This window comes from Luteimonas rhizosphaerae (assembly GCF_002849595.1).
In the GTDB taxonomy this organism is placed as follows: domain Bacteria; phylum Pseudomonadota; class Gammaproteobacteria; order Xanthomonadales; family Xanthomonadaceae; genus Luteimonas; species Luteimonas cellulosilyticus.
In genome coordinates, this window is sequence record NZ_NRQR01000004.1 from 1 (window position 1) to 15,033 (window position 15,033).

9 protein-coding genes and 1 pseudogene are annotated in these 15,033 nt (G+C 71.4%); 1 reads left to right on the forward strand and 9 read right to left on the reverse strand.

Going from position 1 to position 15,033, the window contains the following annotated elements:
* The 9 genes and pseudogenes from CJ022_RS01635 to CJ022_RS01675 form a co-directional block, all read right to left on the reverse strand.
* Window positions 1-1,758, reverse strand: a 1,758-nt coding sequence (locus tag CJ022_RS01635; RefSeq protein ID WP_101924972.1) for a hypothetical protein, incomplete at its 3' end; no start/stop codon positions are given.
* Window positions 1,755-3,983, reverse strand: coding sequence for a hypothetical protein (locus tag CJ022_RS01640; RefSeq protein WP_101925077.1), 2,229 nt, complete (start codon window positions 3,981-3,983; stop codon window positions 1,755-1,757). The genes CJ022_RS01635 and CJ022_RS01640, both read right to left, overlap by 4 nt.
* Before the next feature lie 50 nt (window positions 3,984-4,033).
* Entirely contained in the window at window positions 4,034-5,212 is a 1,179-nt protein-coding gene (locus CJ022_RS01645) for a BatA domain-containing protein (protein ID WP_101924973.1), read from the reverse strand.
* Window positions 5,209-6,105, reverse strand: coding sequence for a DUF58 domain-containing protein (locus CJ022_RS01650; protein ID WP_101924974.1), 897 nt, complete (start codon window positions 6,103-6,105; stop codon window positions 5,209-5,211). Before CJ022_RS01650 ends, CJ022_RS01645 begins: the two co-directional genes overlap by 4 nt.
* A 9-nt stretch (window positions 6,106-6,114) precedes the next feature.
* Complete coding sequence (locus CJ022_RS01655; RefSeq protein ID WP_101924975.1) at window positions 6,115-7,113, reverse strand: AAA family ATPase; 999 nt, start codon at window positions 7,111-7,113, stop codon at window positions 6,115-6,117.
* 102 nt (window positions 7,114-7,215) lie between these two features.
* Window positions 7,216-7,914, reverse strand: a complete 699-nt coding sequence (locus tag CJ022_RS01660; protein WP_101924976.1) for a DUF4159 domain-containing protein — start codon at window positions 7,912-7,914, stop codon at window positions 7,216-7,218.
* Between the two features lie 91 nt (window positions 7,915-8,005).
* On the reverse strand, window positions 8,006-9,340 hold the full coding sequence (locus tag CJ022_RS01665; RefSeq protein ID WP_101924977.1) for a TldD/PmbA family protein: 1,335 nt from the start codon (window positions 9,338-9,340) through the stop codon (window positions 8,006-8,008).
* A 13-nt stretch (window positions 9,341-9,353) separates the two neighbouring features.
* Window positions 9,354-10,968: pseudogene (locus CJ022_RS01670) on the reverse strand (TldD/PmbA family protein).
* Window positions 10,969-11,146: 178 nt separating this feature from the next.
* Window positions 11,147-12,748 carry a TldD/PmbA family protein gene (locus CJ022_RS01675; protein ID WP_199171405.1) on the reverse strand — a complete coding sequence of 534 codons (1,602 nt, stop codon included), beginning with the start codon at window positions 12,746-12,748 and terminating at the stop codon, window positions 11,147-11,149.
* Window positions 12,749-12,946: 198 nt separating this feature from the next.
* Here CJ022_RS01675 and CJ022_RS01680 point away from each other — a divergent pair, with 198 nt between their 5' ends.
* On the forward strand, window positions 12,947-14,761 hold the full coding sequence (locus CJ022_RS01680) for a DUF885 domain-containing protein (protein WP_101924979.1): 1,815 nt from the start codon (window positions 12,947-12,949) through the stop codon (window positions 14,759-14,761).
* Window positions 14,762-15,033: the final 272 nt, after the last annotated feature.

A 15,033-nucleotide genomic window follows, 5' to 3' on the forward strand; every position in this document is an offset into this window, starting at 1 on the left:
GAACCAGGGCCAGGGCGATCCCCGCCGCGTCGGCGCCGCACCCGCGTCCGCGGACGGCGCGGCGCCCGTGCTGCGGACCAGCGCCAGGGTCGCGGCGCGCATCGCGTCGTCGCGCAGCGCGAGGCCCTCGTCCGACGACCGCACGTGGAACGGACGCGCGGTCGCACCGGCGCCGTCGACGACGCGATGCCAGCCCGCCGCGCGGGGCCAGTACGCGGCGCAGGCACCGGCACCCGCCTGTGGATCGAGCTGCAGGTGCGCGTCGCTGCCATCGGGCCCGAGCACCTGGTCGCCGAGCGCGACGAGGCACAGCACCACGCGCTCGCCGGGTCGGGCCTCGCCCATCACCTGCACCGACACGCCATCGCCGGCGCGCGCCAGCGTGCCGACCCAGCCGCTCCACAGCTCGGCGTGCACGTCGCCGCGGCCGGCGGTCACGAGCTGCCAGCTGTCCTCGAGACCGGTCACGCCGATGCGCCCCCGCCCCCGCGCCCGCCAGCGCGCGAGATCGGCGGGCCCGCGCTGCTCTGCGAACGCGGCGGCATCGCCGCGCAACGGGCGATAGGCGAGCGCCGGCAGCGCCTCGTTCGCGAGCGCCGGATCGAAGGGCGCGTCGTCGCTGCCGGCGCCGAGCCGCGCACGCAGGGTCGCCACGTCGCGGCTGTCGGGATCCAGCTGCAGGAGCTGCGGCGTGGCCGCGGCGGTGACGTCGAGCCCGAGCGCACGCAGCCGGCTGCGCACGGTGGCCGGCAGTGCACCGGGCGCATGCACCAGCACGCCGAGTCCGGCCTCCACGGCCTCGCGCAAGGCGGCCTGCTGCGACGCGCCGAGCGCACCGAACGCGCCGGCATCGAACACGACCAGATCCAGGTCCGCGAGCGTCGCGCGGTCGATCGCGGTGCCGGCGTCGGCAATGCGTGCGCCGCCGCCGAACTCGATGCGCTGGCGGACCGACAGGCCCGCGTCGTCGGCCCAGCGCCGCAGGTACTTGAGATCCGGATTCGGCGTCGAGGCGACCAGCAGCACGCGCGGCGCGGCCTGCGCCACGGCCCGGACCGGCACCGGCAGGCGCTCGACGACCGCGTCGTCGCCGTCGCGGAGCTGTAGCGAATACAGCGCCTCGCCGGCGATGCGAGCGGTCGCGTCGAGCATGAAGGCACCGGTGGCGTCCGGCGCACCGACCGCGACCCGCCGGTCCGCAGGGTCACGCAGTTCCAGGCGCGCACCGTCGACGCCGGTCACACGTCCGCGCACCCGCCACCGTTGGCCCGGCGCGACCGCGTCGGGCACGTCGAGCGCGACGATGCCGCGCGGCGCCACCGTCGGCGCGAACGCCAGCGCGCGTCCGGCCACCGCGTCGCGATCGCGCGCCTCCAGGCCTGCGCCGACCACCTGCACGCGCCTCGCCTGCGGGGTGCGGCGCAGTGCGGTCGCCAGATCGGGCGCCGTGGCGATGCCAGGCAGTGCACCGGCTTCGGGCAACGCAACGACGTGCGCGCCCGCTGCCGCGTCGAGGTCGGCGCGGGTCGCGCCCGCGGTCGCGACGACGAGGGTGCCGGCCGCGCCCGGCAACGGCGGCGGCAACAGGGTCAGATACAGCAGCCCGGCGGCGATCGCCTGCAGAACGAGGATCGCGAGCACGCGCCAGAGGCGCGGCCGCGTGTCGGCGGCGCTGCGCCACACGCCGCCCAGCAGGCGCAGCGCGGCCAGGCAGACCGCGGCGACGAGCACGAGGGCGACGATGCGCTCGGGGGTCACGGACCGGCCTCCGCGCGCAACGCGTCGAGATAGCGGGCGCCGGCCGCATCGATCGGCGCCCGCCGCAGCACCGTCGGCGCCGGGCGCCGCAGCACGCTCCACAACGCGGCGCGCAGTGCATGCCGGCAGTCGGCGCAGGCCGGGTCGCGGCGCAGCGCGTCGACCGCGGCGACCAGCGCTAGCGGGTCCTCGACGCGCACCGGATGCGCGCGCAGCCAGGCGTCGAGCGCGTCGAGATCGGGCGCGGACTGCCCGGCCGATGCGTCGACCGGGGCCAGCTCACCCAGCGCCGTCCACGCGACATCCAGCGCCGCATCGTCCTCGCTGCCGGACCGGTCCGGCGGACGTCGCGGCGCGATGTCCTCGCGATCGCCGCCGAGGCGGCGGGTCAGATCGATCGGTGGCAGGTTCTGGCCGACGCGCGCCAGGTAGATGCGATCGGCCTGCTGCACCTGTTTGATCAGTTCCAGCGCGCGATTGGCATAGGGCAGCGCCTGGTCGGGCGCGGCCTGGCGCAGGTGCAGCTCGGACTGCCACATCTCGCGCAGCGCGGCGCGCAGGGTCTCGCGGGTTTGCGGGTCGAGCAGCGTCGCCGCCTCCGGCAGGTCGTGGGTGTGACCGAACTCGGCCAGCACGTCCTCGGCGCGGCCGAACGTGGTCGCGGGGCCGTCGGACGCGTCGTCGTGGTCGTGGTCGTCGTGCGAGGGCGGCGCCGGCCCCTCGTCGACGTGGTCGTGATCGTCGTCTTCAACGGTCGGCGCAGGCGTGTCCGTCTGGCCGTAATCGTCGATCGGCAACGGCGGCGGCGCCGGCATCGGCGGCGATGCCTCCGCATCGGCGGTCGGCAGCGTGCGCGGCCCGCCGCCCTCGCTTTCCTCGCCGAGGAACTGGCCATAGCGCAGGCGCAGCAGGCGCTGGTCGACGCCGATGGTGTCGGAACGTGTCGCGAACGTGTCGGCGGCCAACGCCGGCTTCTCGCGCTGCAGCGCCTCGGCGTCGATGATCACCTGGCGCTGGCTGCGGAAGTACGCCGGCAGCACGTCGCGCGCGAGGCCTTCGAGGCCGTCGGCATCGGGCGGCACCGGGGCGGCCCAGCGCAGGATCACGCTGGGGCTGCGCGCGGCCTGCGGTTGCGGCGCGCGGTTGTCGCGGACCTCGAGCCGGGCGACGAGATCGCCGCCTTCGGCCAGCCCCTGCGCGACGGGATCGACGACGATCTCGAAGCGCCTGGCGCGCGCATCGCCGCTGCCGCGCACCGGCAGGCTGCGCTCTTCGAACGTGACGTTCTCGCCGGTGCCGAGTGCCAGCGTCAGTTGCACGGTCGCGGCGGTCGCGATGCCGTGGTCGTCCTCCGCCTCGAAACGCAGCAGCCAGCGCCGTTGGCCCGGCGTCGCCATCGTCAACGAGGCCTCCGGCTGCAGCACCCGCACCTGCGGCGGCGCATCGGGGATCGCGTCGAGTCGCCACAGTCGCGACGTGGTGTCGTCGGTCGCCGGCAGGTCCGCGCCGTCGACGACGACCGCGATGCGGTACAGCGTCGAACGCGTCAGCGGGCGCGACGTCGTCCAGGTGTCGCCGTCACGGGTCAGCGCGACGGTGTCGCCATCGTGGAAGCGCAGCTCCACGCGTTCGGGCGGCGTCGACAGCCGCAGCGTCCAGCGCAGCGCACTGCCGGCCGGCGCCTGCGCGGACAGCGCATCGGCATCGCGCGCGGGCAGGCCGGTGTACGCGGGTGGCGTCACCTGCAGCGTGGCCGCGAGGATCTGCGGCGCCGCCGCGGTCCCTGCGGACGCCGGTGCGCCGCGTCGCGCGGCAGCGTCCTGCGGCCGGGACGTCGGCCACAGCAGCGCGGCCGCGCAGACGATCACGCCCAGTCCCCAGGCGATGCCGACGGCGCGCCACGGCCACGGCGTCGGTGCCAGGGCCTGGCGACGCGCCGCGAGGCGTTCGAGCAGGCGCGTGCGTTGCAGCCGCTGCAGCGGCGCGAGGGTCTGCGCGTCGGCGAACAGCAGGTCGGCGCTGTCGTCCATGTCGTCGCGGCCGTCGTTGAGCCGGCGCAGCAACCAGCCCCGGTCGAAACGACGAGCGCGCAGGAGCGCGACCAGCGCGAGACCCACCGCGACCACGCACGCGAGCACGCCGGCGATCGGCGGCGTCGCGAACCGGAGGGCCAGCGCGGCGACGATCAGCAACAGCGGCGCGCCGAGCGCGACGACATGCGCCATCGCCTGCCAGCGCGCACGACGCAGCGCATCGCGCAATTGCAGCGCGACGCTCACGAGGCCACGACCCGGCGACGCGCCGTCGCCATCCAGCGTTCGAGCAGGCACAGCAACGCGATCGCGATCGCGAGCCACGGCTGCAGGTCGCGCGGCGGCGTCGGGTAGGCGCGCGCACCGGTGTCCGGCGCGTGGTCGACGGCGCGCACGCGGGCCGGCGACGGCAGGGGTTGCAGCTGCGCGCGCAGCTCGCGCGGAAACGCCGGCGACAGCAGCGACGGCATCGCCTCGGCGGTCAGCGGCTGGGCGAACCGGAAGACGCGGCCGGCGTCGTGAACGCTTGCACGCAGCACTGGACGGCCGGCCGCGTCGTTCCAGACATCGCGCATGTCCGACGCGGCCTCGACCGGCGTATCGGATGCCAGCAGCGCGGTGCCGCCCGCCGCGATCCAGTCGACGACCGGCGGCGGCAAGGCATCCGCGCGCAGCCAGACCAGCACCTCGTCCTGTGATGCCGGCGGCGCCTGCGTGGGCGCACTCGCGATGGCCGGCGCCGCGTCGGGCGCTGCATGCCACGCGATGGCCGCGGCGCGCAGCCACGGCAATGCGGCGGCATGGGCGTCGTCGATCCGCACCTGCAGCGCGGGCGGCGCGGGATCGCGCAGGTCGGGGCCCGCGTCCCCGGCCTCGTCGGGGCCGGGCTGCACCTGCCAGTCGACCAGACGCGACAACGCGATGCGGCGCGCATCGACGCCGTCCAGCACCGCCGGCGTCACGACCGTCAGCCGCGCGCTCGCCGGCAGTTCCGCGTCGAGCTGGCGCAGCAGGCTCGACACCGACGCGGCCGCCAGCTCCGGCGACGACGGTGCGACGTCGAGCATCGGGAATCCCGGCGCCAGCCAGCGCAGTTCCACGTCGTCATCCGCCACGAACGGCACCGCGGCCGGATCGACGCCCGGCACCACGGCAACCCAGTGCGCCGGTGCCACGTCGCCCGTACGTACCGGCTGCGCCAGCCACAGCGCCAGCAATGCCAGCAGCAGCAAGCGGACCAGCAGCAGCGGCCAGTCGTCGAAACGCAGGCGACGGCGCGGTCGCGGTTTCTGGCGCAGCCAGCGCAGCGCCGCGAACGACGTCGGCCGCTGCTCGGTCCGGCGCGCGAGATGCAGCAGCAACGGAATCGCCCACGCCAGCAGCGCGGCCAGGCCGAGCGGCAGCAGCAGCGCGAGGTTCACCGGCCGCCGCCTATGGCATCAGCGCCGAACAGCGGTTGCAGCACCGCGTCGACATCCACATCGAGCGCGGCCGATGCGAAGCGGATGCCGGCGGCGTCGAAGCGCGCGCGCAGGGCACGTTGCGCGTCGCCGAAGCGCTGCAGGTACGCCTTGCGCAGGGCCGGCCCATCACCCAGCAGCGACTCTCCGGTTTCGGGATCGACGAAGCGGCGTCCATCGGCGAACGGGAAATCGCGTTCCTCCACGGTCAGCAGCTGCAGCGCGACGACCTCGCGCCGCGCCGCCGCGAGGCGTTCCAGCAGCGCGACCGCGGCCTCGTCGAACCAATCGCCGATGGCGAGCACCAGATCGTCGCTGCCGATGCGTTCCCACACCGGTGACAGCTGTGCGGTCGTCGGAAACGCGCGGCCCGGCGTCAGGCCCTGCAACTGCAGGCGGAGGCGGTCGCGCTGGCGCAGGCCACCATCGGCAGGCACCAGCTGCAGGCCCGCGTCGTGCAGCGCGACCAGTCCGAAGGCATCGCCCTGGCGCAGCGCGATCTCCGCGATGCAGGCCGCCAGCTGGCGCGCGGCATCGAACCGCGACCAGTCCGGGCGCGCCTCGTCGGCCTGCGCCATCGAGGCGCTGGCGTCGAGCACGATCCACACCCGCAACGGACTCTCGCGCTCGGCCTCGCGGACGAAGAACCGGTCGCTGCGGCCGTAGAGTTTCCAGTCGATCTGGCGCGGCTCGTCGCCGGGCTCGTAGGCCCGGTACTGCGCGAATTCCAGCCCCGCGCCGCGGCTGCGGCTGGCGTGCAGGCCGATCCCGCCGCGCCCGGCGGCACGCCGCGGCACGATGCGCAGCGCACCCAGCCGGGCACGCAACGACGGCGGGATCGGATCGGACGTCATGCGCCGGGATCAGCGCGCGTCGAACGGCACGGCCTGCTGCAGGCCGGCGATCACCGTGTCGGGCGTCTTGCGCTCGGCCTCGGCCGCGAACGACAGCAGCAGCCGGTGGCGCAGTACCGGCGCCAGCAGTGCGGCGACATCCTCGCGCGTCGCGGCGAGGCGGCCGTGCAGCAGCGCGCGCGCCTTCGACGCGAGTACCAGCGACTGGCCGGCGCGCGGACCGGCGCCCCAGCGCACGTAGTCGCGCACCACGTCGGGCGCGCCCTCGCCGGGGCGCGTCGCGCGCACCAGGCGCGTGATCCAGCGCAGCAGGTCGTCGCCGACGTGCACGTCGCGCACCAGCGCCTGCAGCGCGAGCACGTCCTCGGCGTGCATGACCTGCGGCACGTCGGGGATCGCGTTGCCGGTGGTCTGGGCGAGGATCGCCTGCTCTTCCGCTTCGTCGGGATAGGCCAGTGCGATGTGCAGCAGGAAACGGTCGAGCTGCGCTTCGGGCAGCGGATAGGTACCGGCCTGCTCGATCGGATTCTGTGTCGCCAGCACGAAGAACGGCGACGGCAGCGGCCGGGTCACGCCGGCCTGGCTGACCGTCCGCTCCTGCATCGCTTCCAGCAGCGCGGCCTGGGTCTTGGGCGGCGTGCGGTTGAGCTCGTCGGCCAGCAGCAGGTTGGTGAACACCGGCCCTTCCTGGAAGCGGAAGTGGCGATGCCCGGTGCCGTGGTCCTCTTCCAGCAGCTCCGTGCCTAGGATGTCGCTGGGCATCAGGTCGGGCGTGAACTGCACGCGCCGGAACTGCAGGTCCAGCGCCTGGCCCAGCGTGCGCACCAGCAGGGTCTTGCCGAGACCGGGCACGCCTTCGAGCAGGCAGTGGCCACCGGCCAGCAGGCCGATCAGCAACTGCTCGACGACGTCCGCCTGGCCCACGACGGCCTGGCCGATGGCGGCGCGCAGGGCGTCGAGTCGGGCGAGCCGCGTCTGCAGCTCGGCTTCGGTGAGGGCGGGGGCCATGCGGGAATCCTGTGGGTGCAGGTAGGAGCGCGCTGGCGCGCGAACGGCACGACCAGGAGGACGACATCGCGCGCAGGCGCGCTCCTACAGGGGAGTGGCGGGTCAGGCGGTCAACGCGTACATGACGATGTTGACCGCGAATTTGGTGTTGTCGTCGGCGAGGAAGCGTTTGTTGCGCCAGTCGTAATCCCACTCGCAGCCGTAGTCCTTGTTGCTGTAGAGCACGGCGAGCCGTCCGTCGATCTCGATGCCCTTGAGGTAATCGTGGACCAGATCGTCGCCCCAGCCGTTGAGCTCGAAGCTGGTCGCCGGCGGGCCATCGGGAAACTGGAAGAAGCTGCGGTAGACGGGATGCGAGTTCGGCAGTTTCCGCATCGCGGATGCGCCGAAGATCGTCGCCATCTGCGTCTCGAACGACTTGGCGAACAGCCCGTCGATGTCGTGGTTGCAGTCGTCGACGAACACGAAGCCGCCGTTACGCACGTAGCGCTCGAAGTTGCGCCGCTCCGCCGGATTGAACTCCACCAGCTTGTGGCCGGCGAGGTAGCAGAACGGCGCCGCCAGCATCTTCGGATCCGCCAGCGCGACGACCCGCTCTTCCGGGTCGACGCGCAGGCTGGTGTAGTCCACCAGCGAGGTCAGCACGTTCGACGGCATCCGCGCGTCGACGTCCCAGTCGCCCGAGTCGTACCGCAGGCGGGTGAACCAGAAGTCGTAACGGGCCGATTGCGCGGCCAGCGGCGGCAGCGCCAGTGCCGCGGCGCCGCCGAGCAGCAACTGCAGGGACTGGCGCCGGTTCACCGTGCGGTTCCCGCCCTGCCCTGCGCCGAACGCCTTCGCCCCGTCAGCAGGCGAAGGCGCTCCACGCAGACATCAGCCGGCGCCGCTGCCGTCACACCGCATCCGACAGCGATGTGAACGTGAAGTCGCGCAGGCGCATCGGCGGCAGCATCATCACCATCGACGATTCGTCGCCGCCCACGCGGACCGGACGGCCCAGCTCGTCGATGTTGTTGAGCATGATCACCGGCGACTCGTTGAAGCGGAAATTCTTCACCGGGTGCTTGATCTGCCCGTTCTCGATGTAGAACGTGCCGTCGCGGGTCAGGCCGGTCAACAGCACGGTCTGCGGATCGACCATGCGGATGTACCAGGTGCGCGTGACCAGGATGCCGCGATCGGTACCGGCGATGAGATCGGCCGTCGACTTGTCGCCGCCCGACATCAGCAGGTTGCCCGGACGCCCGACGGCCCGCTTGCCCTGCTGCTGCGCCCAGAAGCGCGAGTAGTCGAGGTTGGCGATCTTGCCGTCCTCGATGATCGCCATCTTCTCGCGCGGCAGGCCGTCGCCGTCCCACGGCATGACCGCCGCTTCCGGATGCCACGGATCGGCGACGATGTTCACGCGCGGGTCGTAGACCTGCTCGCCGAGCTTGTTGCCGCCGCCGCGCTTGGACAGGAAGCTGCGGCCCTCGTCGGCGGTGCGCGCATCGAAGAACCGCATCATGAAGGAGATCAGGCCCGCGGCCGCGGCCGGCTCCAGGATCACCGTGTACTTGCCCGGCTCCAGCGCGCGCGCTTCGGCCGACTCGCTGGCCTTGCGCATCGCGATGCGCACGTCGCGGCCGGCGTCGAACTCGCTCGCGTCCTTGAGGTTGCGGCCGACCCAGCCCGAACCGCGGCCGTCCTCGGTGCGCACCGTGCAGGTGTAGTTGAAGTTGGTCGCCTGCTGGTAGCCGAAGTTGCCGTTGCTGTTGGCGAAGGCGACGAAGTTGCGGCCGTCATCGAGGAAACCGGCGGCGATCAGCTGCTCGGTCTTGCACGGCGAGATCGAATTCGCCGCGACGTTCGCGCGGAATTCCGGCGTGATCGCAGCGGTGGAATCGCTGAAGGTCGGGCTGGGCCGGTATTCCTGCTTGCCGATCGCCGGCAGGAACTCCGGATTCTCCGGCGCCAGGCGTGCGAGGTCTTCGGCGCGCTTGACCACGTTCCGCAGCGACGCGTCGTCGAAGGCGTTGATGCTCGCGGTGCCGACGCGCTTGCCGAACGCGACCTGCACGGCGAGTTCGGCATTGCTGACGATGCCGCTGGTGGAGACGTTGTTGAGCGCGAACCGGATGTTGCCGTCAACGGAGCCGGCCAGCGTGGCCGTGCATTCGTCGGCGGTCGACAGGGCGACGGTCTTCTCGAGGATTTCGCGCGCCTGTGCTTCGGTGAAGATGGTCATGGGTCAGGTCTCCTTAGCCGAGCGAACGCGCGGTGTTGATCACGTTGATACCGTTGAAACGCGCCGTCGACGAGCCGTGCGACACCGCCGAGACCTGGCTGGGCTGGCCCTTGCCGTCGAAGAACGAGCCGCCGAGGCGGTAGTCGCTCTCGTCGCAGACGCCGACGCAGGCGTTCCAGAACTCCGGCGTGCGGATCTGGTAGGCGACGTCCTCGATCATGCCGGTGATCGCGCCGTTCTTGATCTCGTAGAACAGCTGGCCGCCGAACTGCGCGTTGTAGCGCTGCTGGTCGATCGAGAACGATCCGTCGCCGACGATGTAGATGCCGTCCTCGACGTCCTTGATCATGTCGGCGACGCTGAGCGGCGTCTTGCCCGGCGCCAGCGAGACGTTGGGCATGCGCTGGAACTGCACGGCGGACCAGGAATCGGCGTAGCTGCAGCCGTCGGACTCGGTCTTGCCCAGGATGTGCGCCTGGTCGCGCGTGGCCTGGTAGTCGACCAGCTTGCCGTCGGTGATCATGTCCCAGCGCTTGGTCGGGATGCCCTCGTCGTCGTAACCCACCGCGCCGAGACTGCCGGGCTGCACCTTGTCGGCGAACACGGTGACGATGTCGCTGCCGTACTGGAAGCGCTGCTCGCGCTTGTCGAGCGTGGCGAAGCTGGTGCCGGCGTAGTTGGCTTCGTAGCCGAGCACGCGGTCGAGTTCGAGCGGATGGCCGATCGACTCGTGGATCGTCAGCCAGGTGTGCGAGGGATCGAGCACCAGGTCGTAGCGGCCGGGCTTGACGGTCGGGGCCTTGAGCTTTTCCTGCGCCTGGCGGGCCGCGGCGATGGCGTCCTCGCGCATATCGTAGGAGTCGCTGTAGTTCACGACGCCGTTGGGCGAGATCTTGCCCGACGCCGCGCCGTCGAGATATTCGAAGCCCATGCCCATCGGCGCGGACAGGCCCTCGCGGGTGCGGAACTTGCCGCTGGCCTTGTCGATCGCGGTGACCGTCATCGGCGCCCAGATGCGGTGCACGTCCTGGTCGATGTAGGAGCCGTCGGTGCTGGCGAAGTACTTCTGCTCGTTGACCAGGAACAGCGTGGAGTTCACGAAGCTCGCGCCCGCGCCCATCGCCGCGGCGTTGACGCCCAGCAGCAGCTCGACCTTCTCGGCCACCGGCACTTCCATGGCGTTCTTGGCGATCGGCGTGCGCCAGGACACCTCGCCGACGCCGCGCGCGGGGGCGAGCTGCACCGGTGCGGTCTGGACCTTCGCGTTGGCCATCGCGATCGCGGTCGCCTGGCGTGCGGCGTCCGCGACGCCCTGCTCGCTCAGCGTATTGGTCGCGGCGAAGCCCCAGGCGCCGCCGGCGATGACGCGCACGCCGACGCCGATCGATTCGGTGCTGACGACGTTCTGGACCTTGTCCTCGCGGGTCATCACGAACTGCCGCAGGTAACGGCCGACGCGGACGTCGCAATAGGTGGCGCCCGCGGCGGTGGCGGCGTTGAGGCCGGCATCGGCGAGCCGCTTCTTGAAGCCCACGTCGAGCGTGGAGGTCAGTTGTTCGGCGGCAATCACCTTGCCGAAGACCGCCCGCACCGACACCAGCGAGGGCGAGAAAATCGCGTCTATGCAAGGGAGCTCTCCCGGAACGAAGGTCCGCGGCACGCGGACGGGTTGGCAATGGCGGCAGCGCATCCGTGCGGGCCATCCCGATTCTTGACGCGATGCACACGCAAGGTCAAATGACTTTCGGCACAGGGTGGGTGATGCACGTCGCATCGCCGCCACGCGGCGCGACGCACCGCCGCGACTCACCCCAGGTTGCGCGCCGTGTTGATGATGTTGATCCCGTCGAAGCGCGTGGTGGGCTGGCCCTTGCCGTCGAAGAACGAGCCGCCGAGGCGGAAATCGCGTTCGTCGCAGATCGCGCTGCAGGCGTTCCAGAACTCCGGCGTGCGGATCTGGTAGGCGGCGTCCTCGACCATGCCGGCGATCTCGCCATTCCTGATCTCGTAGTACAGCTGGCCGCCGAACTGCGCGTTGTAGCGCTGCTGGTCGATGGAGTAGGAACCGCGGCCGTGGATGTAGATGCCGCGCTCCACGTCGCCGATCATCTCGCGCACGGTCAGCGGCGTCCTGCCCGGCGCCAGCGACACGTTGGGCATGCGCTGGAACTGCACGCTCGACCACGCATCGGCGTAGCTGCAACCGTCGGACTCGGTCTTGCCGAGGATGTGGGCCTGGTCGCGCGTGGCCTGATAATCGACCAGCACGCCGTCCTTGACCAGGTCCCAGCGCTTGCACGGCACGCCTTCGTCGTCGTAACCGACCGCACCGAGGCTGCCCGGCTGGGTCTTGTCGGCGAAGAAATTGACGATGTCGCTGCCCCACTGGAAGCGCTCGTCGCGCTTGTCGAGCGTGGCGAAGCTCGTGCCGGCGTAGTTGGCTTCGTAGCCGAGCACGCGGTCGAGCTCCAGCGGATGGCCGACGTTCTCGTGGATCGTCAGGAACAGGTTCGACGGATCCAGCACCAGGTCGTAGCGTCCCGGTTGCACCGAGGGCGCCGCCAGCTTCTGCCGCGCCTGCGTCGCCGCGGCCACCGCGTCGGCGCGCATGTCGTAGGCGCGGCCGTAGGCGACGACGTCGCCGGGCAGCTCGAAGCGCTGCGCCGGATCCGGCGTCAGGTATTCGTAGCCCAGGCCCATCGGCGACGACAGGCCGTCGCGGGTGCGGAACTTGCCCGTCGCCTTGTCGACCGCGGTGACGGTGAACGGCGCCCAGATCCGGTGCACGTCCTGGTCGATGTAGGAGCCGTCGGTGCTGGCGAAATACTTCTGCTCGTTGACGAGGAACAGCCGCGAGCTGACGAAGTCCGCGCCCGCGCCCATCGCCGCGGCGTTGACGCCGAGCAGCAGCTCGACCTTGTCGCCGACCGGCACTTCCATGCCGTTCTTCGCGATCGGCGTGCGCCAGGACACCTCGCCGACGCCGCGCACCGGGGCCAGCTGCACCGGCGTCGACTGGATGCGCGCATTGGCCTTGGCGATCGCCAGCGCCTGGCGGGCGGCGTCGGCGACGCCGTCGGGATCGAGCTGGCGCGTCGCCGCGAAGCCCCAGGCGCCATCGGCGATGACGCGGATGCCGACGCCGGTGGATTCGCCGTTGACGACGTTCTCCACCTTGTCCTCGCGGGTCATCACGAACTGCCGCAGGTAGCGGCCGATCCGCACGTCGCAGTAACTCGCGCCACCCCCGGTGGCCGTCTGCAGTGCGACATCCGCAAGCCGCTTCTTGAACGCCACGTCGAGCGTCGACACCAGTTCCTCGGCGGCGATGACGCGGCCGATGCCGCCAGGCAGCAGCAGACTGCCGAATCCGATCGTGCCCCAGGCCAGGAATTCGCGTCGCTGCATGTCGGTTCTCCCCCGCGGCACGCGCCGCACAACGTCCGATTCTTCGTCGCAGGCGCCGCGCGCGTCAAATGCGGACGCCTGCGACACCGTCGCAGACGCGCGCGACCGCGGATCAACCCGGTTTCCGCCACCTTCGGCACATGCAGCGGCATGTCCGCGCCTCTATGCTGCCCCGCTGTCCCTCCGCCGGAAGTCCGCATGCGCCGTTCCCTGCTCGCCGTCGCCGTCCTCACCGCCGCCCTCGCCGGCTGCAACCGCGAGGCGCCCAGTGCGCCCTCCACGACCGCGCAGGACGCGCCGGCGACCGCGGGCGACGCGCAGGCCGATGCCGCCTTCGCCGATCTGTCGACGCGCTACCTCGACGAGGCCATGGCGCTGTCGCCGATTTCCGCGACCCAGATCGGCGATCACCGCTTCGACAGCGAGATCGACGACCTGTCGGCCGCCGGCCGCGATGCCGCGCTGACCTTCAACCGGCGCTATCTCGACGCGCTGAACGCGATCGATTTCGCACAGCTCGCGCGCGAGCACCATGTCGATGCGCTGATCCTGCGCAACACGCTCGAATATGCGATCTGGGATGCCGAGACGATGCAGAGCTGGGCCTGGGATCCGCAGGTCTACAGCGGCCTCGCCGGCGGCGCGATCTACAACCTGATGGCGCGCGAGTTCGCGCCCGTGCCGGAACGGCTGAAGTCGGCGACCGCGCGCATGGAAAAACTGCCGGCGATCTTCGCCCAGGCGCGCGAGAACCTCGACCCCGCACGCGTGCCGGCGACCCACGCGCGCACCGTGGCCACGCAGAACAAGGGCGTGCTCTCGCTGATCGACACCTTCATCACGCCCAACGCCGACCAGTTGACCGGCGAGGACCGTACGCGGCTCGACGCGGCCGTCGCCACGCTGCGCGCGGCCGTGGACGAACACCAGACCTGGCTCGACGACACCCTGGTGCCGAATGCCAAGGGCGAATTCCGCATCGGCGCCGAGCGCTACGACCAGAAGCTGAAGTTCTCGCTCAATGCCTCGCTGACCCGCCAGGACATCCGCGCGCGCGCCGAAGCCGAACTCGCGCGGATCCGCGACGAGATGTACACCGTCGCCCGGACCGTGCTGGCCGACAAGCCCGGCGCGCCGGACACGCCGGCCGCGCCGAGCGAAGACCAGCGCCAGGCCGCGATCGAGGCGGCGATGGAATTCGCGTACGCCGACAAGCCCGGCCGCGACGAGGTCGTCGAGTTCGCCAAGCACACGCTCGACGTCGCGACCGCCTTCACCCGCGAGCACGACCTGGTCACCGTGCCCGAGGATCCGGTCAAGATCATCCTGATGCCCGAATTCCAGCGCGGCTTCGCGGTCGCCTACTGCGATTCACCGGGCCCGCTCGACAAGGGCCTGGACACCTACTACGCGATCTCGCCGATCCCCGACGACTGGGACGACGCCCAGGTCGATTCGTTCCTGCGCGAATACAACAAGCACCTGATCCACGTGCTGACGATCCACGAGGCGATGCCCGGCCACTACCTCGAAGGCGCGCATTCGGCGAACCATCCCTCGACGCTGCGCGCGGTGTTCCGTTCGGGCCCGTTCGCCGAAGGCTGGGCGGTCTACACCGAGCGGATGATGGCCGACGCCGGCTATGCCGACAACGATCCGCTGTTCCGCCTGATGCAGCTGAAGTTCTATGCGCGCGCGGTGGCCAACGCGATCCTCGACCAGGGCGTGCACGTCGACAACTGGACCAAGGAACAGGCGATGGACCTGATGGTCCGCCAGACTTTCCAGCAGTCCAGCGAAGCGGAAGGCAAGTGGATCCGCGCGCAGCTCTCGTCGACGCAGCTGGCGACCTACTTCGTCGGCGCGCAGGAACACTTCGACGCGCGCAAGGCCGCCGAAGCGAAGCGCGGCGAGGCGTTCAATCTCAAGCAGTACCACGACGACATGCTGGCCCAGGGCGCCCCGCCGGTCCGCTTCGCGCGCCAGCTGATGCTGGACGAGCCGATCGAGTAAGGGCGGGCTCGACGGCATGCCGGCCCGCGCGTAGGGGCCGGCGACGCGTTACCGCGGGGGCCACGACGACGCGGTGCGATGGAACTCTCGCGCCGGTCATGCGGGCCCCGGATGCGCTGTGCGGGAGCGCGCTGGCGCGCGACAGGCGCATCCGCGTCATGGGATCGCATCCGGTAATGCCCGTCGCGCGCAAGCGCGCTCCTGCCCAGGCAGCGCGTCGCGCGCTTCGATCGCGCCCCGCAGGCGCGCGCCCGCGCGCGACAGGCCTGTGC